26 protein-coding genes and 1 riboswitch are annotated in these 26085 nt (G+C 37.1%); of the genes, 5 read left to right on the top strand and 21 right to left on the bottom strand.

Translation table 11 applies throughout. The features are described 5' to 3' along the window. Positions 1-258 precede the first annotated feature (258 nt). The 10 genes from QKW49_RS17025 to QKW49_RS16980 form a co-directional block, all read right to left on the bottom strand. Positions 259-2109 (bottom strand): S-layer homology domain-containing protein, encoded by a 1851-nt coding sequence (locus QKW49_RS17025; protein ID WP_282863859.1) that lies wholly within the window; start codon positions 2107-2109, stop codon positions 259-261. A gap of 136 nt (positions 2110-2245) precedes the next feature. Beyond that, a complete protein-coding gene (locus tag QKW49_RS17020; protein WP_282863858.1) occupies positions 2246-2926 on the bottom strand; it encodes a hypothetical protein in 681 nt (226 codons plus the stop codon). A gap of 22 nt (positions 2927-2948) precedes the next feature. Then, entirely contained in the window at positions 2949-3761 is an 813-nt protein-coding gene (locus QKW49_RS17015) for a CpsB/CapC family capsule biosynthesis tyrosine phosphatase (protein ID WP_282863857.1), read from the bottom strand. Between the two features lie 38 nt (positions 3762-3799). Continuing rightward, positions 3800-4543, bottom strand: coding sequence for a CpsD/CapB family tyrosine-protein kinase (locus QKW49_RS17010; protein WP_282863856.1), 744 nt, complete (start codon positions 4541-4543; stop codon positions 3800-3802). Positions 4544-4619: 76 nt separating this feature from the next. Further along, positions 4620-4985, bottom strand: coding sequence for a four helix bundle protein (locus tag QKW49_RS17005; protein ID WP_282863855.1), 366 nt, complete (start codon positions 4983-4985; stop codon positions 4620-4622). A gap of 70 nt (positions 4986-5055) precedes the next feature. After that, positions 5056-5718: a Wzz/FepE/Etk N-terminal domain-containing protein gene (locus QKW49_RS17000; protein ID WP_282863854.1), complete on the bottom strand. Its 663-nt coding sequence runs from the start codon at positions 5716-5718 to the stop codon at positions 5056-5058. A 151-nt stretch (positions 5719-5869) separates the two neighbouring features. Next, a riboswitch (cyclic di-GMP riboswitch) is annotated at positions 5870-5955 on the bottom strand. 223 nt (positions 5956-6178) lie between these two features. After that, positions 6179-6802 carry a CpsD/CapB family tyrosine-protein kinase gene (locus QKW49_RS16995; protein ID WP_282863853.1) on the bottom strand — a complete coding sequence of 208 codons (624 nt, stop codon included), beginning with the start codon at positions 6800-6802 and terminating at the stop codon, positions 6179-6181. 42 nt (positions 6803-6844) lie between these two features. Next, positions 6845-8653, bottom strand: coding sequence for a hypothetical protein (locus QKW49_RS16990; RefSeq protein ID WP_282863852.1), 1809 nt, complete (start codon positions 8651-8653; stop codon positions 6845-6847). A 105-nt stretch (positions 8654-8758) separates the two neighbouring features. Then, positions 8759-9412: a hypothetical protein gene (locus tag QKW49_RS16985; RefSeq protein WP_282863851.1), complete on the bottom strand. Its 654-nt coding sequence runs from the start codon at positions 9410-9412 to the stop codon at positions 8759-8761. A gap of 17 nt (positions 9413-9429) precedes the next feature. Next, positions 9430-10095, bottom strand: a complete 666-nt coding sequence (locus tag QKW49_RS16980) for a Wzz/FepE/Etk N-terminal domain-containing protein (RefSeq protein WP_282863850.1) — start codon at positions 10093-10095, stop codon at positions 9430-9432. A 434-nt stretch (positions 10096-10529) separates the two neighbouring features. Between QKW49_RS16980 and QKW49_RS16975 the strand changes: the two genes are divergently transcribed. Continuing rightward, complete coding sequence (locus tag QKW49_RS16975) at positions 10530-11255, top strand: hypothetical protein (RefSeq protein WP_282863849.1); 726 nt, start codon at positions 10530-10532, stop codon at positions 11253-11255. A 1-nt stretch (position 11256) separates the two neighbouring features. Here QKW49_RS16975 and QKW49_RS16970 read toward each other — a convergent pair whose 3' ends face one another. The 4 genes from QKW49_RS16970 to QKW49_RS16955 form a co-directional block, all read right to left on the bottom strand. Continuing rightward, complete coding sequence (locus QKW49_RS16970) at positions 11257-11733, bottom strand: VanZ family protein (protein ID WP_282863848.1); 477 nt, start codon at positions 11731-11733, stop codon at positions 11257-11259. 130 nt (positions 11734-11863) lie between these two features. After that, a complete protein-coding gene (gene galE, locus QKW49_RS16965; RefSeq protein WP_282863847.1) occupies positions 11864-12871 on the bottom strand; it encodes a UDP-glucose 4-epimerase GalE in 1008 nt (335 codons plus the stop codon). Between the two features lie 235 nt (positions 12872-13106). Beyond that, positions 13107-14309 carry an FAD-dependent oxidoreductase gene (locus QKW49_RS16960; protein WP_282863846.1) on the bottom strand — a complete coding sequence of 401 codons (1203 nt, stop codon included), beginning with the start codon at positions 14307-14309 and terminating at the stop codon, positions 13107-13109. Next, entirely contained in the window at positions 14294-14731 is a 438-nt protein-coding gene (locus tag QKW49_RS16955; protein WP_282863845.1) for a hypothetical protein, read from the bottom strand. Before QKW49_RS16955 ends, QKW49_RS16960 begins: the two co-directional genes overlap by 16 nt. A 444-nt stretch (positions 14732-15175) precedes the next feature. Here QKW49_RS16955 and QKW49_RS16950 point away from each other — a divergent pair, with 444 nt between their 5' ends. Both QKW49_RS16950 and QKW49_RS16945 read left to right on the top strand, forming a co-directional pair. After that, positions 15176-15937 carry a hypothetical protein gene (locus QKW49_RS16950; RefSeq protein ID WP_282863844.1) on the top strand — a complete coding sequence of 254 codons (762 nt, stop codon included), beginning with the start codon at positions 15176-15178 and terminating at the stop codon, positions 15935-15937. After that, positions 15934-16281, top strand: a complete 348-nt coding sequence (locus tag QKW49_RS16945) for a hypothetical protein (protein ID WP_282863843.1) — start codon at positions 15934-15936, stop codon at positions 16279-16281. The genes QKW49_RS16950 and QKW49_RS16945 overlap by 4 nt, the downstream gene beginning before the upstream one ends. Before the next feature lie 256 nt (positions 16282-16537). On the opposite strand, the gene QKW49_RS16940 is transcribed toward QKW49_RS16945, so the two are convergent. Together QKW49_RS16940 and QKW49_RS16935 are read right to left on the bottom strand one after the other, a co-directional pair. Next, positions 16538-17488: a hypothetical protein gene (locus QKW49_RS16940; RefSeq protein ID WP_282863842.1), complete on the bottom strand. Its 951-nt coding sequence runs from the start codon at positions 17486-17488 to the stop codon at positions 16538-16540. A gap of 767 nt (positions 17489-18255) precedes the next feature. Next, entirely contained in the window at positions 18256-18582 is a 327-nt protein-coding gene (locus tag QKW49_RS16935; protein ID WP_282863841.1) for a hypothetical protein, read from the bottom strand. 209 nt (positions 18583-18791) lie between these two features. Here QKW49_RS16935 and QKW49_RS16930 point away from each other — a divergent pair, with 209 nt between their 5' ends. After that, entirely contained in the window at positions 18792-20276 is a 1485-nt protein-coding gene (locus QKW49_RS16930) for an MBOAT family O-acyltransferase (RefSeq protein WP_282863840.1), read from the top strand. Between the two features lie 11 nt (positions 20277-20287). After that, positions 20288-21427 carry a hypothetical protein gene (locus QKW49_RS16925; protein WP_282863839.1) on the top strand — a complete coding sequence of 380 codons (1140 nt, stop codon included), beginning with the start codon at positions 20288-20290 and terminating at the stop codon, positions 21425-21427. Positions 21428-21617: 190 nt separating this feature from the next. On the opposite strand, the gene QKW49_RS16920 is transcribed toward QKW49_RS16925, so the two are convergent. The 5 genes from QKW49_RS16920 to QKW49_RS16900 all read right to left on the bottom strand — a co-directional run bounded on the left by QKW49_RS16920 (position 21618) and on the right by QKW49_RS16900 (position 26066). Next, positions 21618-22673, bottom strand: a complete 1056-nt coding sequence (locus tag QKW49_RS16920) for a sulfate/molybdate ABC transporter ATP-binding protein (RefSeq protein WP_282863838.1) — start codon at positions 22671-22673, stop codon at positions 21618-21620. A gap of 1 nt (position 22674) precedes the next feature. Continuing rightward, entirely contained in the window at positions 22675-23553 is an 879-nt protein-coding gene (gene cysW / locus QKW49_RS16915) for a sulfate ABC transporter permease subunit CysW (RefSeq protein ID WP_282868166.1), read from the bottom strand. Between the two features lie 31 nt (positions 23554-23584). Further along, on the bottom strand, positions 23585-24433 hold the full coding sequence (gene cysT, locus QKW49_RS16910) for a sulfate ABC transporter permease subunit CysT (RefSeq protein ID WP_282863837.1): 849 nt from the start codon (positions 24431-24433) through the stop codon (positions 23585-23587). 67 nt (positions 24434-24500) lie between these two features. After that, positions 24501-25607 carry a sulfate ABC transporter substrate-binding protein gene (locus QKW49_RS16905; protein ID WP_282863836.1) on the bottom strand — a complete coding sequence of 369 codons (1107 nt, stop codon included), beginning with the start codon at positions 25605-25607 and terminating at the stop codon, positions 24501-24503. A gap of 147 nt (positions 25608-25754) precedes the next feature. Further along, positions 25755-26066: a hypothetical protein gene (locus QKW49_RS16900; RefSeq protein WP_282863835.1), complete on the bottom strand. Its 312-nt coding sequence runs from the start codon at positions 26064-26066 to the stop codon at positions 25755-25757. Between the last annotated feature and the right edge of the window lie 19 nt (positions 26067-26085).

The raw sequence follows: 26085 nt of genomic DNA, 5'->3' as shown, positions 1-26085 counted from the left end.
TAATATTTTTAATACATGCTTAGTTTATAACTTTTGATGCCTAAACTACAATGCGTGTATTCATACACCTCCTAAGATAAAATATCCTATGCCTTAAATCAAAACTTATAATAACTTGGAACTTCATCATCGTTATAATCGATGAGAACCCCATCAAATGTGATTATGGATTTTAGCTCTTTGATGATGCTCATTGAAACTCCATCTTCACCTGTTTTAAAATGTCCAATGCTTGTTTCATGTCTTAATTATATCTCATTACTCGATAGTAAAGGTGATGGATATGGGATATCTATTATTCTGGTCATCTACCAAGTCGCCGTCAACCATCATTAATGATATATAACCTTTTATTTCTGAGAAAGTGATCCCATCATTATTGTTATCTTCTCCACCAAATGCCGCCAAAATATCTCCTGCTGTGATATACGCTTGACCATTTGATAACGTTACGGTTTTAGACCTACTCTCACTTAGTATACTAACCCTTGCTTCAATTTGTTTTGCATTCTGTGTTGCTTCAATAGAAATATGTGTAAATTTATCAGAATCATTTATATTTGACGGAATAGAGATGATAAACGAATTATCGCTACCGTCAACCTTTTGAGCGACTATACTTGTGCTGCCGATCACCGCGCATGCGGAATTAATTCCTGCAGGATTAACAGTTGTTACCGGCGCTGCTACGCCACCTCCTATGCTAGGAGTCTTCTGGGTGATTTGCTCCCCGTTAACAGTGGCTGTAACACCTTCCGCAAATTCTACAGCAGCCGGCATCTTTTCCATTGTCACACCATCTACTTTGATTACCGCATTTGCGATATTTCCCTGTCCTGTGATGGACACGGCCGCATTTAGTATCAGTGTAGATACTTCTGCATCGCTGCCAATATTTAAACCGATGGGCGCATTCAATGTCATATTTGATACCTGCGCCTTATTTGCTACATCTATCTTAGTTCCTTCAATCCCTTCACCTACTTGGAGGTTATTCACTTTGCCTCCCTGCAAGCTGATATTCACATTGCTTGATGCAACATCCATCATTTCGAACTCTCCGTCAAATATAACCTCTTCACCTTCGGGAATATTCAATGAAAGTTCACATTCTTCAAAACCGGTTCCTGTTAGATCGCTTTCTTCCAGTTTCGCACCGGAGTTTAAAGTCACTTTGCCAATTTTCGTGCTTCCCGATGCGAGTACGCGTACATTTCCTGTCTTTGTATCTATAATGGTGATTCCTAACTCTGAATTTGTTACTACTATACTATTAGGTCCGCCACCTTTTATGAAGGTTTTCCCGCTTACTGTTACATCATCCAAACTGACTTCACCATCACCAATGCCTTCAGTTAGATATAAGTTTCCTTTAACGTCCATGTTACGCAACTTGACTCCTGTGGATGCCACGGTTACATTTCCCACAACAGTAACTTGTCCTTTTTCAGGACCGTAGCTGCCCGGCTTATTGTATAAATTGCCCATAACTTTGGATAACAGCGCAATGGACTCTGCTCTTGTGATGGGCTTGGTTGGTTTATAGGATCCATCCGGATATCCTCTCATATACCCTGCCTCAACAATCGCACCGATAAAACCTTTGCTCCAACTGCCCATTCGTACTGCATCTGTAATACTGTCCAACGCTTGAGATTCATCATTCTGCTCAAGTTCGATAATCCTTGAAACCATTACTGCCACTTCTTCACGGGTAATAGAGCTATCGGGTTTGATGGTACCGTCATCATATCCGGTCACATATCCCGCCTCTTCGGCTTTAGCAACCTCACCATAAAACCAATCACCGGTTTTAACATCCGTGAAATCCACTTCGGCTTTTTCGGTATATCCAAAGGTTCTGTTAATCACCGCCATAAACTCTGCTCTGGTAATTTCCTTCTCAGGTTTGAACATCCCGTCCCCATAACCTGATATAATTCCCTGCGCCGCACCGGCAACGATTTGCTGCGCTGCCCAGTGACCCTGTATATCGTCAAAACTCACAGCTGTTTCTGCTTTTACGGCAGGCGTCCCATTCAGCAAACTTATGCCAATAAGAACCGCACTCATGACACAGCCTAGCTTTCTTTTTCTCTTATTATTCAATATACCACTCCTCAACAAATACATTAAAACACATATTAAAAATAATATACCATAATTTAACTAAATCCGCTATATTTTTAGTGATAAAATTATATTACGATTTGATTACTTTACTGTAAAATCCATCTTATATAATTTATTGTAACAACAACTCGTCATATTTATCATATAATTCTTTCAACTGCTGCTTCTTTTCTTCTGTCAACCGTTTGCTCAAAATCTCTTTTGCTTCCCGCTTCTCTTGTTGTGTCACGCCATCCTTAGACATTTCCAGTAATCTTTTGTAATCCTCTTTCGTCAAGCTCCCTAATACAATAGAGAGTGCTTTTGACTTATCGGTAAATGATACTTTCTTCTCAATTTCTTTCATTTTTGTTTCATCTACAACAACTTTTTCAACCGGAAGCGGTTTCTGAGCAGGCTGAACGGAAGGTGTATTCTCCTTGATTTGTGTCGGTTTACTCTGTTGAGGTCCTTTTTCACTTGAAACATCGGTCTGCTTATCGGCACTTTGGGAAGGGGATTTTATAACAGGTTTATTCTCAGCTTCCTGCTTTACATCCGGCGTTTGTTTGCTTTCTTCAATATTCTTGTCAACTGCTTCATCAGTATCAACGGTATTTACTTCAACTTGCTTATCCGATTGTACCATGTCCTCTGCTTGCTGCTTTTTTTGATCGGACTGCTCATCAGTTGCATTGCTTATAGAAAACTCCTGTGTTAAAAGCAAACTGAAAGCGTTATTTAATACAAATACACCAACAGCACCAAGTAAAACGATAATTGCCAGACTAATCAACAATGCTCTTCTTCTCATCTAATTTCCTCAACTTTCTTCCTCAACCGTGTGACCCAAACAACAATGCTCCCAGCTTTTTCAAGTCCCTAAATGTAAAAATACCTTTGTCCGTCTTTCCTTTTAGCGGCTCCAATACGGTTATATCTTCTCCATTTAACAAGGACCGGTTATTATACATCAGCATATCCGCCGTTTTCGCGCCCAGCTGTGTTTGTATCACGTTTAACGCCCTGTTCATCTTCGGTGATCTTCCTCTTGCAGTGTGCGCGTCAGTGGCCATAAAATGCACCATATTGTGCTTTAACAAAAACAAAGCAGTCTCTTTCACCTTTTTACCAAAAATTCCACTGATACTTGTGGAATTAACCTGTGCAAGCGCACCACGGCTGATAAACTCGAATAATTTGTCAGGCTTTTCAGCAACAATCATATTACGCTCCGGATGAGCAATGATAGGTGTATATCCTTCTATTTGCAAGTCATAAAAAATATCCTGGGCATAATCCGGTATGCTCATCATAGGAAACTCGACAAGTATGTATTTCGTGTGATTCAGACTGCTGACATGCCCATCTTTTACAAGCTGCACAAGATTTGGCGTAATAAAGACTTCATTACCGGGATGAATGCCGACATTAATATGCAGCTCTTCCAATACGCCCATGAGTTCCTTCACTTTTTCCTGCACAACTACCTTATCATTATGCAAATCTCCCTCAATGAAGTGGGGTGTTGCAATAATCTCTTTTATGCCTTCTTCTTCGGCGATCCTGCACATTTCCACAGCATGATCCATATCTTTGGCTCCATCGTCAATCCCCGGCAGGATATGACAGTGAATATCTACAAACATGTGTACCTCCCCATTGGCGATCCTTTATCCTATGTTCTCTATTCTTTATCCTTCGGCTCTTTGGGTTTTTTCCTCTTCTTCTTGTCGTTTCCGTCGTCTTCCCCGTAATAATAGTAATAATAATAGTAATAATTCCCTTGCTCATTCTTGCTGAGCTTATTCAATACTACACCGATAATATTTGCATTCACCTTTTCCAATAGCTGCTTTGCTCTCTGTGCCGCCTCTATCTCCACTTGTCCCGAAGCTGCCACCAATATCGTACCATCTACAATGGTTGATAATATCGCCGCATCCGTAACAGTGCCCACAGGAGGTGCGTCGATCAGAACAATCTCGTAGTCCTCACGGAACCTCTCCAACAATTTCTTCATAGAATTAGATGAAAGCAGCTCCGAAGGATTTGGAGGGATCGGCCCCGATGTCAGAATATCTAGATTATCGATATCACACTGCTTTACATACTGCTTGTAATCCGCATGCTGCGCAAGCACATTGGTAAGGCCTGTCTGGTTATGGGTATTAAACGTCTTATGTACCTTCGGTTTTCTCAAATCACCGTCAATCAATAAGACCTTACTCCCTGACTGTGCAAAAGTAATGGCCAGATTGGCAATGGTAGTCGACTTCCCTTCTCCCGGCCCCGCGCTGGTCACAACCATGATCTTCAACGGCTTATCCACACCGGAAAACTGAATATTCGTTCTCAAAACCCTATAGGCCTCGGAAATAGGCGACTTTGGGTTGTTATGCGTAATCAACGACGGACGCTGTTCCTGCATTAATATCTTCCTTTCCTAGTTAATAATTAATAGTGAATAGTGAATAATTAATTTTAAATTAGCAGTATACTCACCATTAATTACTTAGAGTTTGTTTAGCAGTTTTTATACTAGAATGCAATAACTTAAGTATTTCACTTATATCTAGTAGCAATGAATTTCCTGTTTGTTCATCTATATATGTTGTTGCAATCAGTAACTTAATCCAGTACTCTGTCTCAGCTGCTTCTTTAAAAGCGATATAGTATTTACTAACAAAATCTTTTTTACTTTGTGCTTTACTAGCTTCACTTATATTGGCACCTATGCTGGTTCCACAACGCAGGATCTGCTTAGATAAGACATATTCCTTTTTATTCTCACATAGATATTTATATAAATCAACAATCCTAATAGCAAACTTAAAAGCTTTGTCAAATGTAATGCTGCTGTCTACTCTCATAATCTGTCATTCCTTTACATCAACGCTTTACACTATTCATTATTCACTATTAACTATTCACTAAAATGCTTTACTCCGGAAACACCGGTATGGTGCCTATGACCGGCAGCTCCAGATGTCTTTCGACGTCCGTCGGGGTTTTTAGGGTGTTATCCAGATACTCAATCAAGAAGATGATTCCAAATCCCAGCATCAGACCTATAAAAGCCGCAATAGCGACATTTAAGTATTTTTTAGGTTTTATCGGATTGAGAGGTATTTCTGCCTTATCAATCACCTGCACATTTTCCACGTCCATGATTTCAACTACTTTTACCTGAAATACTTCCGCTACTTTATTTGCAATCTGTGCTGCCAACTCAGCCTTTGTATCTTCCGCGGTAATTTCGATCAATCGTGTGTCATTTTTTAAATTAACACCTAATTTTTGAGACATTCTTCCGGTAGTCATATTTTCTAACTTCAATTCACTAATAACCAGGTTGGCAACTAGTCTGCTCTTTACCAGCTCACGATAGTCTTTTACGAGTTGATTGCCTAAAAGCAAATCCTGATATGCAATAGCACTTTGCCCATCTATCTTTTTACCTACATAAAGACTGGTATTGGACTGATAAACAGGCTCTAAAACAAAAAAACTGACAACTGCTGATGCGATTGTAGAAATCAGCGTAATGATTACAACCAGCCAAATTCTTTTTCTGATAATCTGCAAATATTCCCTTAATTCCATAATTAACCTCACTTCTACATTTGTTGGAAATATACCACTTTTTACTGTGCAAATAACACAGCTTTAAGACAAAAAAATTTTAAATTATAAATAAAGATTAAAAAAGCTCAATGGCAATAATCCCGCATCGAGCTCTGTTGACAAAAATATTCGCGGCAACCTGGCAATCATCGCATGATCAGCATTAGACCCATGGCTTTGCGTCCTCACCTTTCGATAAGTTTGCCTATATATTTATAATTATTCTCGTTATGTATCCTACCATAAAATAATAACTTAAATAGTCTATTTCTGTCAAGTATTAAGAAGGTCATTTTGGGTGTGATTATTACTGTAAATCCGTATCAAGCTGTTACTTTCTTTTATTATATATCAAGGTATAAAAGATACCTATACTGCTAATTCTTTTATAATTCACCACAAACCATTATATCCCAAAATTGTATCCAAGTCAACAATTTTACTTCTCTAAAATCACACCCAAAATACTGGCTTTTACGGTATCCAGTATTTCCTTCACCCGCACTGCTGTGGCTACCGGTGTTTTTCCGACTGCCATTACCAGTACGGTTCCATCGGCAGCTGCGGACAATTTTACTCCTTCAGCAACCTGTCCTGCCGGCGGTGCGTCTATTAAAATCAAATCATATGCTTCTTTAATGGTATCTAAAAACACTTCTATCCTTGCAGTATCCAACGTGTATTGTGGGTTTTCTACCTTTGGCCCGCTGGTGAGAACATGCAGTGTAGGTAATTCAGAAAACTTGAAGACAGCCTGCTGATAATCCGCAGCTGCCTTCAAACGTGTAAGTCCGTTATCATTGGAAACTTCGAAGAACTCATGCACCTTAGGGTTCTTTATATCACAGTCCATTAACAGAATCTTTTTCCCTTCTTGTGCCATGGATATGGCAATATTGCACGCATGCTTTGTTTTGCCTTTTCCGTCAATGAGGCCGGTAAATGCGATGACTTTAATCTTTTTATCATGTATCATTGCGTCTACGCTAGCCTGCAGCATACGGTATGTTTCTATGATATTTGCCTTTGTATCTGTACGAATCGTACACCTTTCTTTTATCATTCGCTGACCCCTCTTTTCCTTTGTGTCTATCGTATGTTTAAACTACTTTGCATTTAGTTTGATTTCACAATAATCTTCATAAGAACCGGAAGTGGAATCCTTCACCATTACAATCATACGGTATTCCCCTGTATTTTTAGGATAAATAGGGATGTAATTTGAAAAGGTATATGGAGACACTTGATAATAATGTTCTTTTGCCACCACACATACTTTGTACATGAGCCTATTCCATTTTATAGGAACTCCAAATATAGGTCCCTCCCTCTCCGCATCGATTTCAACAACATTAAGCTCACGTGCACTGATCTGATTATTATTTGGTGCATTGGTGACTTTGCCATTTTGTATCGTCCATTTTTCCCCACCGATCTTTACGTTTCTAATATTTATATATTTGTCTAAATCTCCAATACGTATAGGAATACATACTTCTTTTTCATAAGAATTTTGCAGAATATTTCCTTCACTTCCTGCTTGACGGATACGTGCATAGATTTTGTATTCTCCCGGGTCAGCAGGATGCCATGTGAATTCGGTGCCCGGGGAATAATCCTTCACCCGCCTTTTCCCCCTCGCGTCCTCCAAAAAGAATGCGTACTCACAACCTTCCTGCTCTTCTTCTACATAAAAATTAAACTTCAATGGCTCACAAGAATTAAAGAGATATCTTCCGTCTCCATCCGGCTGCCGATTGGCATCATATTTGACTTTAAAATTTATATTCTCCAGTCCGCTCTTTTTATAATGTACTGAAATCTTATCTTCCGGCTCAATAGAATAATCGGGCTTAATTGCCGCATATATCCTGTAAATCCCGGAACCAAATGAAAAACCGTCCCGCCCTTCTTGGAGTTCATAGGCTCCATACACCTCATTATAAACAATCCCATCATTGTTATAGTCTTTGATGGTTCTAGACCAAACATAGGGCTCGGAAATCACAACCTGCAAACTTTTTTTGATATCTCCATCAAAATCTTTAGGGCGCGTGCCGGCTACCGATAGTCTTACCGATACGGTGTCGTTTTCATTTTGAACGGACAAGTCATCTAACTGAAGATACTTGTTATCCTGGGATTTTACATATACTTTTCTTTTTAAAATCATTTGAGATTTAGAATCATACACTGCAATATAAAACGTACCGCTTTTTTCCGGACTCCATTTAAAAGCTTTCTTGTTTTTAGAGCCTTTTTCTTCTACGGTTTCTTCATAATTATTATCCCCTACTATTTTTACGGTGTACTGCTCTTCCGGATGTGTGATAGCATCCAAATACAGTTCAATATTGCTTCCTTGTTTCGCTACAATGGGAAAATCATAACTAATGGGAGCATACTTTTGTTCTTCATGATTGGTAGTTAACTGTACATCCTGCTTAATGTTGCCCAGATAAAAGGTTTTATACAGCTCGATGATCTCATCATTCAATACCCTCTTATATCGCACATAGAGTTTCAAACGGTCCGTATTTCCCGCTGCATAGGATCTAAGCACTTCACTCTCGTTTCTATCATCCATTGATTTCAGATCCCATACAAATTTATTTCCGCTAAAGCTGATCTCATAGTCCTTGATTAAAAACCATCCTTTGCCGTAATCCCCCCATATCTGGGTTCTATTCATGGTATTGGCTACTTTCTCCATCCATGGACATCCGGCATTCAAGTCTGCCCTTACTATTATATTGTCATTATTCTCCTCATCAAAAGACGCGCTGATAGAAACGATACTATTGGATGAGCTCTCTTTGGCATAACTGGGTGTAATACTGCCCAAAGTCATTAAAAATGAGCAAACTAACATGATTGCTGCTATTTTTTTTAAATTTATTATTGTAATTTTCATAACCCCCTCCCCTTTTTCACCCCGATGATTTTTATATTTTATGCCTTATTATTAAACAACTTATTCGTGATTGTCCTTTTTTATTCCACTTTTATTTGAAATAGTTTATTGCCTTATAATCTCAATATGGCTGTTCCACGCCCCTTCTTCTCCCACTCCTAATCGGTCTGTCAACAGCACACTGGGTTTCAGATTGATGATGGTTCCGTTAGGAATATCCTTAAAATCATAGATCACTCTCCGCCCTTGCGCAGTCTCCTCCGTTTTTGTAGTATAAGGAATATTCGTAATAACACTCAGATGATCCTGCAAATGATCGTTTGAATCACTTCCGGTAATAGTTCCTTTTTTCAAAATTTCAGAAGGGAGGATATCCTTGTCTTGAACAACCTCCGCTAAAATAATATGTGCAGAAGTATCGTTAATATAAAGAATATCTTTAGTTACTATTTTCCCGTTTAATGTTAAGATATATTTCCACTGCTTTTGCGCCAAAAAAGATAACTCCTGCTCACTCATCAATTTTTGTAATTGCTGCGCATAATATGAATCAAGCTGTGCTTTTACTGCTTCATCCATTGAATTTCTGTACTTGTCCAGCTCCACTTGTTTCTGTTCAATATCTTTTTCATATGAATGCGATACTATCCACTGCCTGCAAAGGGCCCCTGCAAGGATAATATTAAAAACCAAGCATGTTATGATCATCACTACTCTAAAATTACTAAATGTATTAACCAGCCACTGCTTTTTCAACATAATATTTCTCCTCACTTTTATTGCGGTACAACACCCAAAACAGGAAGATTCAGATAGTTCTTTACATCCTGTTCCGATTCAATGGACCGATTTATAAATTCCAGTAACATGACAATTCCAATAGAAATCATCATCCCTAACACAGACCCGATGGCAATGTTCAATTTTCGGTTGGGAGAAGAAGGCTGCTCAGGCCGTTCTGCCTTATCCAATATCTTTAACTGCCCGGCCGGCAGTACTTCCCCTGCTACCTGAATAAAATTCTCTGCTAAAGCATTTGCACATACTGCTGCCGCTTCAGCAGAAAAATGAGAGATCGTAATAGTCAGAACCTGAGTACTGGATTTGGATGCCACCTTTATATTTTTGACCTGTTCAAAACTACCGTCTTGCACCGCCTGCTCCGTCCTATAACGTACAGCTCTTGACTTTGCAATTTCCTCGTAGGTTTTTGCCACTTGGAGATATAACGCGATATCACTATTCGTATACTTGTCCTCCAAAAAATACTGCGCCTCTTCCTTACCAATGATGATATTGACATTAGCTTCATAGACAGGTTGTACAACAAAAAAGCTAAAGATTGCAGATATGATTACAGCTATCAGCGTTATAAATATGATGATCCATTTTCTCCTCATCAATATGTGATAAAGTTGAAGCAAATCTATTTCGTTTTCCATATTCACCCCTCCTTGTCTACTCACTACATTTTATTAGCACAAATCGGAAAATATTCCTGACTTGTCCTAATTTTTATATGCTATCAATGCTATTTGTAAAAAAGCTACATCCGTAGCGGCAGGCCTTGTGTCTCCCCACAAGAATATATGAATACTTTATAGAAGGATGTGATAAAGTGCTTCGTCGGTCAGTCGCAAAGCATGGGGACGGAGCTTCAGCTTCACCAAAACCAGGTGCAGCAGTAGCTCCGTCCCCATGCTTCACTCCTTCTATGTGCTAAATTTGACTTTATGACAGTCTCCTATATAGGGCAGACACAAGGCCTGCCACTACAGTAAATAGCCTTATATCATTTAATCCTCTCTTGCATCTTGTATCTTATAAGGGTATAATACCAATAAATCTGACACATTAAGGGATTCAAGGTGACGATATGAATAAAAAAGTATTTATCTTTATTGCAATAATTATAATAGGTATATATAGTTTGTGGTCTTTCAACCCCCACATCAACAACGATAATAGTGATATACCTCAAATGAAAGCAAACCCTCAGCCCGATACTTCAAAAGATTCTAAAAATAGCAATGATATTGTGGTGAACACTCAAGACAATGAGGAAAGTTACGATATATCTGATGATACAAATATGAATGTAGATAAAGATATAAAATCAACCCAGGATGTGAAGGCCGATAATACAAACGAAGATACTATCAGTGATGTAGACAGCAATACAAGTAATAATCTTACAATTTCTTCACCGGATCAAAAAAATTTTTCACCGCAAAAAACTGTGCCTTCCCCTGAACCTTTAGAAAGTGAAATTGTAAGTAGATATAGTACTAAATTTTTAAGCTTAAAAAACGAAAGTATCTCCAAACTAAACACTTTAATCTCTCAAGGAAAAGCAGAATATCAGAACATCTCTGACTCAGAAAAGATGTCCGCTAAAATAAAACTAGGGCTGAAATATCTATCTTTAGGACAGAGCTTGGAAAATGAATGCGACGCTAAATTTAATAGCATCCTTAAAGAAATGGAAACGGAACTGAAAAATAATGATTTGTCGACCACTGCTGTAAAAGAAGCACAAAATCAATATGAGGCAGAAAAAAAAGCAAGACGAAGTGCCTTGTTAAAAAAATTTAAGCAATGACTCAGCACCTGGCTCTTTTCACTCGTATTACGATGATGCTATAAAAGATAGAGGCAACTATCAGCCCCATTACAATACCGGTGTTATCTACAAACACATCTCGGACTTCTCCGCTGCGGCCCGGAATAAATGTCTGATAAAATTCGTCCAGCATCGAGAATAAAGTCCCTGCAACCCAAGGCAGATAATACGACTTATGTCCCTTCACTCCCGATACTTTCCAGCATAAAGTTAATAACATCCCCAAAACGAAATAATTAAAAATATGGGCATTTTTACGAATATAAAAATGAAGACTGTCTTTATCGAAGAATTCCAACTCAAAGTGTCGTTCAACCCGCTCAATGGCCGGCTCAACTTTCTCTAAAATCAAAGCGCTTTTCTGCTTGGAAATCTCAGCAGGATCACTTGAAAAAGAGAGGATCACTACAAACCAGAGGATCGTAAGAAGATAAAGCAAGCTGCGTTTTTTTACCATATTGAATACTCCTTTGTTTATTTCTTCTCTATTGTTACAGCTTATATCTTACCATACCCTCTAGAACATGTAAATATTTTACATATAAACTTTTCAATAACTCAAGAAATCAAGTGCCCGGCACCTTCACTTAATATCCGTTAGGATTTTTCTTTTGCCATCTCCAAGAGTCTCTACACATATCTTCGAGGTTCTTTTCTGCTTTCCATCCTAATTCATTCAGCGCTTTAGTGGCGTCGGCAAAGCATTCATCAATATCTCCCGGTCTGCGGTCCGTTAATATATACGGAACCTTTTGCTCTGTAGCTTTTTCAAAACTATTCACCACATCAAGCACACTGTATCCTATACCTGTACCAAGATTATATGGCTCTATACCTGTAGTATTCATCACTTTTTCAACTGCCTTCAAATGCCCTTTTGCAAGATCTACCACATGGATATAGTCTCTGACCCCAGTACCGTCATGAGTATTATAGTCACTTCCGAAAACATTTAGTCTCTCTCTTTTCCCTACAGCAACTTGCGTGATATAAGGCATTAAGTTATTAGGGATCCCATTCGGATCTTCACCAATTCTGCCGCTTTCATGGGCTCCAATAGGATTAAAGTATCTTAGGAGTGCAATGCTCCAAGATGAATCGGAATTAAAAATATCTTGTAGAATCTGTTCTATCATTAGCTTAGTACTGCCGTAAGGATTAGTTGTACTTAACGGCATATCTTCCGTTAAGGGAGATTTATTGTTCATCCCGTACACTGTAGCGGAAGAACTAAACACTATTTTCTTTACCCCATATTTCTGCATTACTTCACACAGGGTAAGGGTTCCGGTAATATTATTATGATAATATTTCAGTGGAATTTGAACAGATTCTCCTACCGCTTTAAGACCTGCAAAGTGAATAACACCCTCAATACTATTTTCTGCAAATACCTTTTCAAGACCTTCTTTATCTAAAAGGTCTGTTTCATAGAATGTGAGATCTTTGCCTGTGATCTCTTTTACTCTTTCTAGTGCCTCCGTCTTACTATTGGAAAGGTTATCCACTACGATAATCTCATAGCCTTCATTTAATAATTCTACACATGTATGGCTTCCTATGTATCCAGCCCCTCCGGTGACTAAAATACTCATATGATTCATTCCCCTTTTCGATTTATTTCTTAATACGTTATATGTCTATGCTAATGATAATTATCCGGTGATTTGTATTTTATCATGTCTCTCTTATCCTGTAAATCCATTATATTCCACATTCTATACATGCTGATGTACAAATTTTTCTATAATTTAAATTGCTCATTTATTATACAGCTATTATACAGCTTAAATATCGCCAACAACTCAAGTGACTGGCTCTTATGCCTTTCTACTCATATTCAGAAATTAAATCCTGGCACTCATTTTTTGTCATACCGTTTTTTATTGCGATACTGATTTTATTGCTGTTTTTTGTATCACCAATGAGTATAGCACCCATAATCTTATTGTTCTTAAAAAACAGCTTTTGATATAGATAGTCTTCTTCGTTCACACACTGTATAGTCTCATATGCAGATGACATATCTCTTCCAATATCACCGATTGAAAAAATTTTTGTGTCCATAGAATTTAAGAAATATGGAGGTGTTTCCAATTTATATTCCATTTGACCCCCAGCAGCATTTGTACCGGCGATTTTCCCTTGACTCATCGCAGCAGACCATAAACCGAGCCACTTATTATTGTATTCCGCTACATCTCCGGCAGCGTAGATATCGGCATCACTCGTTCGCATGAACTGATCTACTATGATTCTTTTATTTATATTTACATGTGTACTTTTAACCATACTGAGATTTGGGCGAACTCCGGCTGCGGAAAACACAAGCTGTGCATCAATGATTTTACCTGTATTAAGAACTACTTTTTCTACTCTTTCAGTTCCGATTATAGACTGCACCGTACTTCCAGTTATGATGTCTATTCCCAGGCTCTTTACTTTACTTGCAAAGATTCGAGACCCATGCTCATCCAGCTGGTTAGGCAGCAAACGGGGCATAAACTCAATGATGGTAGTCTTTATACCTTGTTTGTTCATGTGATAAGCCGCCTCCAATCCTAATAATCCACCGCCAACAATCGCTGCATGTCGTATATGTTCTACCTCATCGTTCAAGCCATACACATCATCCATATTCCAAAGTGACATGATCACATTCTGAGGTGTATCCGCCACAGGTGGAATGAAACTAAAGCTTCCGCTGGCAATAATAAGCTTATGATACGACAATTGTAACCCATCATGCAATTGAATAAGCTTTTCAGCCGCGTTCACCAGCATTACGGTTTTATTCAACAGCACTTCTATATTTCTATCTTCATACCAACTTAAAGGATGAACATTTAGACTGTTTGAATCCAACGCTTTACCGATAAATTCACATAAACGGAGGCGATAATACGTTAAATACTTCTCGTTTGAAATGATAGTGATAGGGATATTCTCATCCTGCTTTCTCGCCGCTTCCGCAGCTGACAGGCCTGCAATGCCGTTTCCGATAATAACGATGCCCTTTACTTCCGTTTGCATATAAGATGCCCTCCCGATTGATTATTAACACTATATTCATACCTTTGCTCAATAAAAATCACTAATTGCTTCGGAATGTAGATTACCGTTTCATCTATTCCTTCATATTTTGCCAACTCTTTTGCTTTCTTAAATCCATATTCAAAAAGTCGAATCACCATTGTCGCATCATTTAGTGTCTGCAACTCTATATGATAGTGATAAGGTTTTTCATCTTGTGAAATCTTCAAAAATACATCTCCCCGGATAATATCATATTCATTGGATATAAATTCATTATTTTCAAATGTCACTTCTGTCGTATCCACATCAAAGTCTTCATGAAACAAGCTATTCATCATCGTGACTAATACCTTCTTTGATACCGCAAACAATGATTTTAAAATCTCATCCAATTTGACTCTTTGTTCATTTACTTCCACCCTATCACCACCTACTACCTATGTCTTAATTATATCAGAGCTGTTCTTTATTTACAATAAATTATGGAGTGACGAGCATCAGTTCGTGTAAACATAAAAAAATAATCAGCTATCATGCTTACTCTGTAATCTATCTCAAACAACCGTTTGATAGAGTTAAGCTAAGTGACCGATACAGACTGCGATAAATAAGTTAATAACTCAAGCGACTGGCACATTTGCTTTGAAAAGGTATATTCAACAAGGAGTTACTATTCATGGTAACAATATAATACGCTTATTCATATTATGTAAATATGTGCATACACTTACAGCGTTTTCACATTCATATATCATTCGTATTGTATGGAAGTTATTGATTACGTTTTGATTTGCAATGTAGTGATTCACTCACTCATTATAAACTTATTTAGATAGGCAATTGTTAAATGGGAGAAAAAACAGATGGATAATTCTAAAATAGAAAAATGCAAATCTGACCTGCCTGTAACATTAGAGGATTTGAGCAAATTCATTTTGGTTGGAAGAGAGAAACTGGCCTCCGTCCGGGCAGAAATAAGAGCTATAGAAAAATTGAAATTGGCTCAGGCGGTAAGGGATCAAAAAAAAGAAGAATGCAGGATGCTAGCCGAAGCATTATTGGATGCTGAAGTTAAGATTGGTGAATTATTAAAAAACATCCCCACTGCCCAAGGAACCAGAAACGATTTAACTTCAGTGCACCGGTGCACCGAAGTTGGAAATGCCTCGAATCATACCTGTGAAAATCTATCCCCACCTCAGAAAACCAAATCACAGATTGTGAAAAACCTTAACTTTACTACAGATCAACAAAAACGCTTTGAAATTTTGGCAGATAATAAGGACTTGGTTGAGCAGGTAAAAGCAGAAGCCAGAGAAAACAATAAGCTTCCAACCAGATCCAAAGTATTAGACTTAGCGCAGGAGAGAAAGAAAAACGAACAGGAAAGAAGACTTAATGTCGCGGCTAGCCATGATTATCACACATTTTGCACAGCAGCCGCAAAAAAATTCAGTAATATATTATCGGAGATTCGAAAGCTAGAGGTGGATGACAAACACCTTAAGGCTTGGGCTGATCATCTTAATGATCCTCTTAATCTCAAAAATGAACAAAGAAAATCCAATGAAGCGGTAGCAAAGATAATGAAAATAAATAATTTTCTGAAAGGACTGAGTATATGAGCAAAACCATCACATTGGAGAAACAAGCAAGGAACGAAATCCTGAAGCAAATGGCAGGGCTAAATGAAATTACAACAGATGCTGTTGTTGACCTTATAGAACCATATTTTCAATTCGACGTTACCAATGCCAGAGAGCAAGCATTAAGACGAAAAGCGAATAGCCTGATGGCTCAATTCAAGGATGAATGTGGTCAAAGAACCTGCTTCAGCTATAAAGACAATGGTCAATCAAAATATATCAACATTGATGAAACCACCGATTCTGAAATACTAAACCGCTTGGATGACCAACTCTACAAGAAACTTGATACCATGCTCATGATCAGAAAGAAACAGGCTTGAATTATTCATTCTTGAATAATGTTGATGTATTCCTGTTTTCCTTTTCCCGATTCAAATACTTTTTCTCCATTGTTTCCTCTCACCATTACATGATATAAAGCACCTTCATAATGTATCCTTGGTTTTCTTGGTATCTTATCACCTATTACTATTTTTACCTACTATATTCTTATTTTGTCAATTTGTCAATCCTGACCCCTTTTTCCGAATTTTTATAGGCTTTTTTCGGTGGTTTCACTGGCACCCACCCTTTCATTCAATGTTTTATTGCTTTTTTCAACTCTTCAATTTGCTCTGGGATTAACTTTGTATATTTCATTATTTTTTCAATTGGTTCACCATCTGCTAACATTTCCTTTGCTGTTTCAATCTTTCCCTTTTCTATTCCTTTCTCCTCAACTACTGGATCATATAAAGATTTAGTCATCTTCCGAACCTCCTCTTCTAACAATTCATTATCTCCATACCTTTGATTTAGATATTCAAATAAATTGGAAATGGCCAGCAATATTCTATGTAGATCATCTCCATTTATTTCCTTATTATCATATAACTGTTTGCCTGCTCTTGCTATAACCTCTGCCACTTGCTTTGCTTCTAGAACGGCTTCTTTCATATCCTCTTCATTGTTCCCCTGCTTTCTCCTTAAACTTTCCATTTTATATCTAAGCTTAAATACTTGCAGCGGCAACAACGGATACATCTTACACTCTATAATTTTCTGGTCATCATACTCCCAATATTTCATTACTGGAACAGTGTATTTTACTTCCTGTCCATCTGGGAATACCAATCTCATTTTTAATTCATCTTTGATATTTTGATTCTGTTCAACAAAAATAACCAACTGCTTGGGAATATAGATTACTGTTTCATCTATTCCTTCATATTTTGCCAGTTCTTTTGCTTTCTTAAAGCCATATTCAAAAAGGCGGATTACCATGGTAGCATCATTCAGTGTTTGAAGTTCTATGTGGTAATGATATGGCTTGTCATTCTGTGAGATCTTAAGAAACAAATCCCCACGGATAATATCATATTCATCTGATATAAATTCATTATTTTCAAATGTCACTTCTACCATATCCACATCAAAATTTTCATAAAACAAACTGTTCATCATTTCAATCAGTACTTTCTTTGAAACTGCAAAAAGTGACTTTAGAATCTCATCTAACTTGACTCTTTGATCATTGTCCTGCCCCATACCACTACCGCCTTCCTTATACCTTATTATATCAAATGCCTCTTTGATTTACAATGAACTAAAAAACAATCTTCCAAGAATATCTTCTCAAAAGATTGCTCTGTATGGAATATTTTAGTAGGACGCTTCACCTGTCCCCATGTCTCTCAAAGACATGTCCGGTTCTCCTGTTTTTATGATTATAGTACTTACTGTATTTATTATTGATTCTATGCATGGTTTTCTGTAAGGGTTAATCTATTATTTGTATTATGAAATCATAGTGATTATCCATTATAACGAAACCATATACTTTATACCCCATCATTTCTTTATACTCTTCTACTAATTTTATTAGACACCTTTTATCTTCGTCTCTTTTAAATATGTATTCCTTATTATTTCCCCTCCGAATAACTCAAGTAACTGGGAAACCTCTGAAAAAAGCCTATAAAAATAGGTGATCGTGTTCGCCAAGCTCGTTATAAATCTAAGCCTAAAGTCACTCAAATAGACTTGCTGGCCCGTCTTGCTGTCCGTGGAATTGAACTGGAAAAAACCACAATATCCAAAATTGAAGCAAAGACAAGGCCGGTAACTGATATAGAGCTTGCCGTCATAGCTGATGCTTTGGGAGTAAGTGTGCTTTGGTTGCTGGGTATGGAATGATGTATATATGACGGACATCCGAATACATGTTCTATCAAAAGACAAAAAATACCCACTAGACTAAACTATATCTAATGGATATCATATATTATCATAATAACTCAAGAACTCGAATATGCCTACTTCACTCTATAGTATTCAACATACCAATCCGCAAATTTCTGTAATCCTTCCTGTATCGGTGTTTTAAGCTTAAACCCTACTGCGCTTGGTCTGTACTCTCTAAAAACATTCATAATCATATCCTTGTCCGAAATAGCGCCTTGAATAAAGGTAAACTTCTCAAAGGGCTTAAGCAAATCCAAACGTGAATACTTAAGATTCACATCATAATAATCATTAATATTATCCATCCCAATCACTCGGCAGCCTTGCTCCAGAAGTTTCTTAGACAAGAAGTATCCAACTTCGGGGTCAAACTTCGGGGTCAGGCTTGAATTATTCATTCTTTAATAATGCTGATGTATTCCTGTTTTCCTTTTCCCGATTCAAATACTTTTTCTCCATTATTTCCTCTCACCATTATATAATATAAAGCACCTACACCTTAAAATATTATACTTCAAACACGCTAAACATATTAACAAACTTATAGTTTCTTGTTATAATAATTATAGTTTTTGCCAAAATTAAAGTTTTTGTCTGGAGTAGAAGCATGTTATTTAATTCATTCGAGTTTATTTTCTTATTCTTGCCTATAGCTGTGAGCATCTATTTCTATCTTAATAAAAAGAAGCTAGTTGTTCTTTCTAAGGTTTGGTTAGTATTAAGTTCATTATTCTATTATTCTTGGTGGAATGTTATATATCTACCCCTGATGTTATCTTCAATAATTATTAATTATGGGATTGGCTTACTATTGAGTTGTGGACACTTTAAGTTCAATAAAAAATTTGTTTTATTTATTGGAATCTGTATCAATATAGGACTATTAGGATATTTTAAATATGCTGATTTTTTTATTTCAAATATAAATAGTTTAACCAAGAGTAATATTCCTTTTTTGAATATAAGCTTCCCCTTAGCAATTAGCTTTTTTACATTTCAGCAAATTGCTTATATTGTAGATTCTTATAGAAAAGAAACTAGTGAGTTTGATTTTTTAAATTATGCATTGTTCGTTACTTTTTTTCCACAGTTAATTGCCGGACCTATTGTTCATCATAAAGAAATGATGCCGCAGTTTGGAGATATCAAAAACAAAATAGTGAAATATAAGAACCAAGCTTTAGGGATATTCATTTTTTCTATTGGATTATTCAAGAAAGTGATACTGGCCGATACATTTGCTGCATGGGCAACACAAGGCTTTGACCACTTAAATATTTTATCGCTAATTGAAGGGTGGGTTGTATCATTATCGTATACCTTTCAAATATATTTCGATTTTAGTGGTTATACGGATATGGCTATGGGAGCAGCCTTGTTATTCAATATTATTTTGCCAATGAATTTTAATTCTCCTTATAAATCACTAAATATTCAAGAGGTATGGGATAGATGGCACATTACATTAGGTAGGTTTTTATATAGATATATTTATATTCCCTTAAATAAGTTTATGCTGAGGAAAGTTTTTATGCCTTTTGGTTTAAAACGCTATATGATGCTGAGAACGAATTTATGTTTATTATTATTATTTCTTATAAGTGGTTTCTGGCATGGAGCAGGATGGACATTTATCTTCTGGGGATTTTTACATGGAGCAGCAACAATAACACATAGATACTGGAAATCTACAAATTTTAAAATGAATAAAATATTGGCATGGATATTAACTTTTAATTTTATAAACTTTTCACTTGTATTTTTTAGAGCAGTTCATTTTGGCGATGCAATAAAAGTGTTAAAAGGGATGTTTGGATTTAATGGGATTATTCTACCTTCCAAATTTATTAACATTTTCCCAAGCATAACTTCAGAAGTAGTAACTTTTAGCACTTTGCCGCTTAAAAATGTAACATCTGCTGTTAAGTATATTTTATTAGGTTTTTTTATTATACTTTGCCTTAAAAACACAGTTCAATTAAAAGAGAAATTTCATCCTACTTGGTATACATTATTATTTACTTTTGTACTATTCTTATATTCAATTTTGCACTTAACAAGGATAACTGAGTTTTTATATTTTAATTTCTAGAGGGTGTTTATATGAAAAGTTGTAAAATATGGTATTTTACTGTACTAGTGTTGATTGCTTTATCTATTTCGCTAATAGTTGTAGTTAATTATCTAATTGATCCATATAACGTTTTTAAAACACCTACTGTTAATGGATTTAATCTTAAAAAAATAGAAACTAAAGAGTATTTAATGAAAGCTAGAGAAATTGTTCTTTACAAACCAGACATAATTTTTTTAGGTTCGTCAAGGACTCGAAATGGCCTTGACCCAAGCTATTACTTTGAAAGTACCGGTGAAAGGGCTTATAATTGTGGCCTTTCCAGTGCTGGTATTTATGAACAAATGCGGTATTTAGAATATGCATTATTAAATAATAACTCCTTGAAAAAAGTAATAGTTGGTGTTGATTTTGCGGCATTTAATGAACTAAAAAATGATAATAAGAAATTTGATGAGAAACAATTAAACTCCAGTTTTTTTGCCAAGGATGATATGATACGAATTTTGTTAACAAAACAATCTATTAAAGATAGCATACATGTATTACTTGACAACAGTATGAATGAAAATAAATATACTGCAAATAAATATTTGCAGAATGGAAGTGCAAATGAAGAAGAAATCATTCTCCAAAGTGAAAAGATGATGAAACAAGGGAAGAACCGTTTTTTTGAGCACTTGAAAGATTATCTTAAAGAAGAAGGTAATTACGGGAAATTTGCACTTTCTAAACAGAAGATAAGCTACTTCGAAAAGATTATTTCTATATGTGAAGAAAATAGTATAGAATTAACAGTTTTAATACATCCCGCTCATGCTTTACAATGGGAAGGGATTAAAAAAGCGGGTCTCTGGAGTGAATTTGAAGAATGGAAAAAAGAAATTGTGAACATATATCCTGTATGGGATTTTTCCGGATACAATTCAATTACGACAAGCCCACCTGATAATTTTATAAATTACACCGATCAGTCTCACTATCGGAAGAAAATAGGTAACTATGTATTTAATAGAATATTACATGTGAATGAAGAAAGCATTCCTGACGATTTCGGCGTATTTTTAACAAAAGACAATATGCAAGAACACTTAATAAAGATAAGAAAAGAGCAAGAAACATGGGAAATGAATAATCCAGATATTTTGGAAAAAATAAAGGATTTATAACATTAAACATCACTTGCATCTATTCCTAAACAAAATACTTGTAAAATCAATATTAGTATATTAAAATTAAATTACTATATAAGTCCCATTAAGTATTTTACATTCTAAGGTATAACCTTTTTATGGTATTTTCTATTAGCACTAATAACTCAATAACTCAAGTAGCTGGGAAACCTCCGAAAAACTGACACTATACAAACACCTTAAACCCCTTAGGTCGTACAAAAACGTGATCGCCTTCTGCTACCTTCAATTCCCGGTAGATTTCCTTATTTAATTCTACTTCTATATATTCTTGCGTGTCCAATCTCTGCAGTTCCATATGTACAATCGGTCCAACGGATCTAATAAAGCTAATCTTTGATTGAATAAAATTCTCATCGCCGGGGTCCCGTCTTACCTCTATATCATGCGGACGGGCATAACTTGTCGCTTTTTTGTCCATAATATTGCGATGCTCCGGCACATCCATCTGAATAGACCCTATGTGTATTTTTCCACTTTGAATCCTTCCATGGAACAGATTTACATTTCCTAAAAAGTTATATACAAAAGGATTTACAGGATTATCATATACCTCTTCCGAAGTGCCTACTTGTTCGATTCTTCCATCATTCAATATAACGATCCGGTCGGCTACATCTAAGGCTTCTTCCTGATCGTGGGTAACAAAAACGCTTGTAACGGGATATTCATCATGAAGCCTTCTAATCCATCGACGAAGCTCTTTCCGGACTTTGGCGTCCAACGCTCCAAACGGCTCATCCAACAGCAGAACTCTCGGCTCTACGGCAAGCGCTCTGGCAAGTGCAACTCTTTGCCTTTGTCCCCCGGATAGCTGCGCCGGGAAACGATTTGCCAATTCTTGCAGCTTGATCAGTTCAAGCAGTTCCATAACCTTTTTATGAATTTGCTCCTTACCGGGGCGGTATTTACGTGGGCGTACCCTTAATCCAAAAGCAATATTCTCAAAAACAGTCATATGTTTGAATAAAGCATAATGTTGAAAAACAAATCCGACTTTTCTATCTCTAACATGTTTTTCCGTATTGTCCTGTCCATCAAAAAAAATACTGCCTGAATCAGCTGTCTCAAGCCCTGCGATGATCCTCAAAAGCGTTGTCTTTCCAGACCCGGAAGGACCTAATAGAGCAACTAATTCTCCGGTTTCAATCTTTAATTGAATATTATCTAATACAGTGAACATATCAAATTTTTTAGAAACATTTATCACTTCAATACTCATGTTACCCTCCTATACGCTTATACTTTCTACTAATTTGCTGATTAATTTTCCACTCCACCATATTCTTAATAATTAAGTTGATTACGGCTAAAAATGTTAAAATAGAAGCTACCCCAAAAGCACTTACAAATTGATATTCATTATATAGGATCTCTACATGAAGCGGCAGTGTGTTGGTCAAACCTCGTATATGCCCCGACACCACTGATACGGCACCGAACTCTCCTGCCGCTCTGGCTGCGGTTAAGATCATCCCATATAAAAGAGCCCATTTTATATTAGGCAAAGTAACAAACAAAAAAGTTTTCCAACCGCTTGCTCCAAGAGTTAAAGCTGCCTCTTCCTCCGATGACCCTTGTGATTGCATCAATGGGATAATTTCACGTGCAACAAAAGGGAGTGTAACAAAAGCAGTGGCGATAATAATCCCCGGCGGAGCAAAAATAATTTTAAACCCATAATCGGATAGCCATTGGCCAAGCACACCATGGGTCGTACTGAATAGCAGCACAAAAATCAACCCTGCCACAACCGGTGATATCGCAAAAGGTAAATCTATCACCGTGATTAAAATATTCTTTCCTTTAAAGTCGTATTTCGCAATCGCCCATGCTGCAGCAACACCGAACAAAGTATTGACAGGTACGACAATCAATATGGTGAGCAATGTTAGCCTTAATGCCGCTATTGCGTCAGGCTCACTAATAGATGCGATGTATACCGAAATTCCTTGTTCAAATGCTTTAGCAAAAACTGCAACAAGAGGTATCAGCAGTATTATTGCTAAAAAAAACAATGCGATCATTGTGAGCGCCCATTGCGCTATCGGCAATTCTCCTTTCACATTCTTACGTAAGGAATGATTTTTTTGACAATTCATCGATGCAGTTCCAGCCATTTTCCCCCTCCTATCAGCCTCTATTTCTATCGAAACTCCACCACTGCAATATATTAATCGTTAGCAACATAAAAAAAGAAATCATCAGCATTACCGCGGCAATCGCCGTTGCTCCCGAATAATCGTACTGCTCAAGCTTTGTTAGTATAAGCAGCGGAGTTATTTCCGTCTTCATAGGCATATTACCCGAAATAAAAACAACCGACCCGTATTCTCCTAAAGACCTTGCAAAGGCTAGTGCAAATCCCGTTAGCAATGCCGGTAAAATTTCAGGCAGGATGATTTTGAAAAATATTGTTAACCTTGTCGCACCAAGGCTTGCTGCAGCCTCCTCTACTTCTTGCTCAAGTCCTATCAGTACAGGCTGGACAGTTCTAACCACAAAAGGCAGTCCTACAAACACAAGAGCAATAATGATGCCTAGTGAAGTATAGGCAGCCTTGATCCCGAATAAAGCCAAATATCTGCCCATCCACCCATTTTGGGCATACAATGTAGTGAGTGAAATACCCGCCACCGCGGTCGGCAATGCAAAGGGAAGATCAACTAACCCATCTATGATCTTATGCCCTTTGAAAGGATACCGTACCAAAACCCACGCAACCAACAATCCAAAAACCGCATTCACGGCAGCTGCCATAAAAGCAGCACTAAACGTGACGCGATAAGAAGCTAAAACCCGCTCTGCTGTGACAATACTCCAGAAGCGGCTCCATCCCATTGTAGAAGAATTGATAAAAACCATTGACACCGGTATTACTGTCAAAAAACTCAGATAAAATATTGTAAATCCCATGGTTAACCCAAATCCCGGAATGATACTCTTTTGTTTTATCATAAAAGGTTTTAAAGATAGGTACATACAACACCTCTTTTTTATGCTTGACATTGCATATAAAATGTAAAAAATCCTTTTTCAACTCAAGAAATTATTTAGTATATATCCGATCAAAAATACCGCCATCGTCGAAATGCTCTTTCTGGGCTTTTGACCATCCACCAAACACTTCATCAATCGTAAATAACTCCATCTTAGGGAATTGATTTGCATATTTTTCTGCAACCTCTTCATTTCTGGGACGGTAATAATTTTTGGCTGCAATTTCCTGTCCCTGATCCGAATAAAGATACTCAAGGTAAGCTTCCGCAATCTTACGCGTTCCCTTTTTATCCACTACAGAATCTACAACCGCTACCGGCGGTTCAGCAAGAATGCTGATTGAGGGAACCACGATTTCAAACTTTCCTTCACCAAATTCTCTCTTCGCTAAAAACGCTTCATTTTCCCATGTAATCAAAACATCTCCGATACCACGTTCAACAAAAGTGGTAGTAGCTCCCCGGGCTCCCGAATCCAGAACCGGGACATTGTTGTAAATCGCCTTTACAAAATCCTCCGCTGCATCTTGATTTTGATTATTCTTCTTCAATGCATATCCCCATGCTGCAAGATAGTTCCAGCGCGCCCCTCCTGAAGTTTTAGGATTAGGAGTGATCACAGATATGCCGGACTTCGCCAAATCATCCCAGTCTTTTACGTTTTTCGGGTTACCCTCACGCACAAGAAATACGATGGTAGAAGTGTATGGTGTTGAATTGTGCGGCAACCGGTTCTGCCAATCTTTTCGGATCAGCTCTTTTATACTATTGATTGAATCAATATCATAGGCTAATGCCAAAGTCACCATATCCGCTTCCAAACCATCTACTACTGCTCTGGCCTGCTTTCCCGAACCACCATGCGACTGCTTTATCACCACATCCTGCCCCTCTTTTTCCTTCCAGTACTTAGCAAAAGCCTGATTAAATTCCTGATACAACTCACGGGTAGGGTCATATGAAACATTCAGAAGTGTAATGGATTGGGCGGCTGCATTCTGATTTAAAATATCTTGTTGCCCGTCTGAAGCATTCTGCTTTTCAGAAGTATCGGCACCGCAACCGACTAAGGCGGCTAACGTGATGAATAAACTTATAACAAGTATACGGTTCTTTAAACTACTTCCCTGTAACCTCATTTTTGCTTTTTTAAACATAAGATCTCTCCTTTTTGAATAAGATAATGAGTTATATGTCAACTCAACGTTGATCCCCTTAAGAATCCTAATTTCCAAAACACTATATTCATTATATTCTATATATACTTAGTATACATTATGGGAATTTTTTATATTTCTTCATTGCTAAAGCTCCCCGATAACCTCATCAATATCTGCAAGTATTCTTTTTATATCTTGCTTTTCAAAAACACTACTTTTTGTATATTTCTTTATTTTTTGAACTTTTTGCTCCACTTCCGGATCATCAAAACGATATTTGAGGCTGGAATACAAAAAATAATACAGTGCTATATTTTCACCGAAATTAGAATGCAGGCAATCATTTCTTAATTGGGTGTACTTTTCTTTAAATCGATTGGTCCATTCCTGAGTATTCTCCAAAGGCAGTATTGCTTCATCTTGATTTTTCTTACCTATAAAACCGGATAAAACCATTCTTCCCCCATCCTTTCAT

Source organism: Petroclostridium sp. X23, from assembly GCF_030013905.1.
Lineage (GTDB): Bacteria > Bacillota > Clostridia > SK-Y3 > SK-Y3 > X23.
This window is presented reverse-complemented; position numbering and strand designations above follow the sequence as displayed.

Bases quoted from the DNA above. Each gene is read 5' to 3' on its own strand.
- QKW49_RS16935 (WP_282863841.1), bottom strand. From the start codon at position 18,582: ATGAATAATTCAAGCCTGACCCCGAAGTTTGACCCCGAAGTTGGATAC.
- QKW49_RS16975 (WP_282863849.1), top strand. From the start codon at position 10,530: ATGAATAAAAAAGTATTTATCTTTATTGCAATAATTATAATAGGTATA.
- cysT (WP_282863837.1), bottom strand. From the start codon at position 24,433: ATGTACCTATCTTTAAAACCTTTTATGATAAAACAAAAGAGTATCATT.
- QKW49_RS16970 (WP_282863848.1), bottom strand. From the start codon at position 11,733: ATGGTAAAAAAACGCAGCTTGCTTTATCTTCTTACGATCCTCTGGTTT.
- QKW49_RS16940 (WP_282863842.1), bottom strand. From the start codon at position 17,488: ATGGGGCAGGACAATGATCAAAGAGTCAAGTTAGATGAGATTCTAAAG.
- QKW49_RS16920 (WP_282863838.1), bottom strand. From the start codon at position 22,673: ATGAGTATTGAAGTGATAAATGTTTCTAAAAAATTTGATATGTTCACT.
- QKW49_RS16950 (WP_282863844.1), top strand. From the start codon at position 15,176: ATGGATAATTCTAAAATAGAAAAATGCAAATCTGACCTGCCTGTAACA.
- QKW49_RS16995 (WP_282863853.1), bottom strand. From the start codon at position 6,802: ATGATAAAAGAAAGGTGTACGATTCGTACAGATACAAAGGCAAATATC.
- QKW49_RS16980 (WP_282863850.1), bottom strand. From the start codon at position 10,095: ATGGAAAACGAAATAGATTTGCTTCAACTTTATCACATATTGATGAGG.
- QKW49_RS16900 (WP_282863835.1), bottom strand. From the start codon at position 26,066: ATGGTTTTATCCGGTTTTATAGGTAAGAAAAATCAAGATGAAGCAATA.
- QKW49_RS16905 (WP_282863836.1), bottom strand. From the start codon at position 25,607: ATGTTTAAAAAAGCAAAAATGAGGTTACAGGGAAGTAGTTTAAAGAAC.
- QKW49_RS17020 (WP_282863858.1), bottom strand. From the start codon at position 2,926: ATGAGAAGAAGAGCATTGTTGATTAGTCTGGCAATTATCGTTTTACTT.
- QKW49_RS16925 (WP_282863839.1), top strand. From the start codon at position 20,288: ATGAAAAGTTGTAAAATATGGTATTTTACTGTACTAGTGTTGATTGCT.
- cysW (WP_282868166.1), bottom strand. From the start codon at position 23,553: ATGAATTGTCAAAAAAATCATTCCTTACGTAAGAATGTGAAAGGAGAA.
- QKW49_RS16985 (WP_282863851.1), bottom strand. From the start codon at position 9,412: ATGTTGAAAAAGCAGTGGCTGGTTAATACATTTAGTAATTTTAGAGTA.
- QKW49_RS16930 (WP_282863840.1), top strand. From the start codon at position 18,792: ATGTTATTTAATTCATTCGAGTTTATTTTCTTATTCTTGCCTATAGCT.
- QKW49_RS17010 (WP_282863856.1), bottom strand. From the start codon at position 4,543: ATGCAGGAACAGCGTCCGTCGTTGATTACGCATAACAACCCAAAGTCG.
- QKW49_RS17000 (WP_282863854.1), bottom strand. From the start codon at position 5,718: ATGGAATTAAGGGAATATTTGCAGATTATCAGAAAAAGAATTTGGCTG.
- QKW49_RS17005 (WP_282863855.1), bottom strand. From the start codon at position 4,985: ATGAGAGTAGACAGCAGCATTACATTTGACAAAGCTTTTAAGTTTGCT.
- QKW49_RS16990 (WP_282863852.1), bottom strand. From the start codon at position 8,653: ATGAAAATTACAATAATAAATTTAAAAAAAATAGCAGCAATCATGTTA.
- QKW49_RS16945 (WP_282863843.1), top strand. From the start codon at position 15,934: ATGAGCAAAACCATCACATTGGAGAAACAAGCAAGGAACGAAATCCTG.
- QKW49_RS16960 (WP_282863846.1), bottom strand. From the start codon at position 14,309: ATGCAAACGGAAGTAAAGGGCATCGTTATTATCGGAAACGGCATTGCA.
- QKW49_RS17015 (WP_282863857.1), bottom strand. From the start codon at position 3,761: ATGTTTGTAGATATTCACTGTCATATCCTGCCGGGGATTGACGATGGA.
- galE (WP_282863847.1), bottom strand. From the start codon at position 12,871: ATGAGTATTTTAGTCACCGGAGGGGCTGGATACATAGGAAGCCATACA.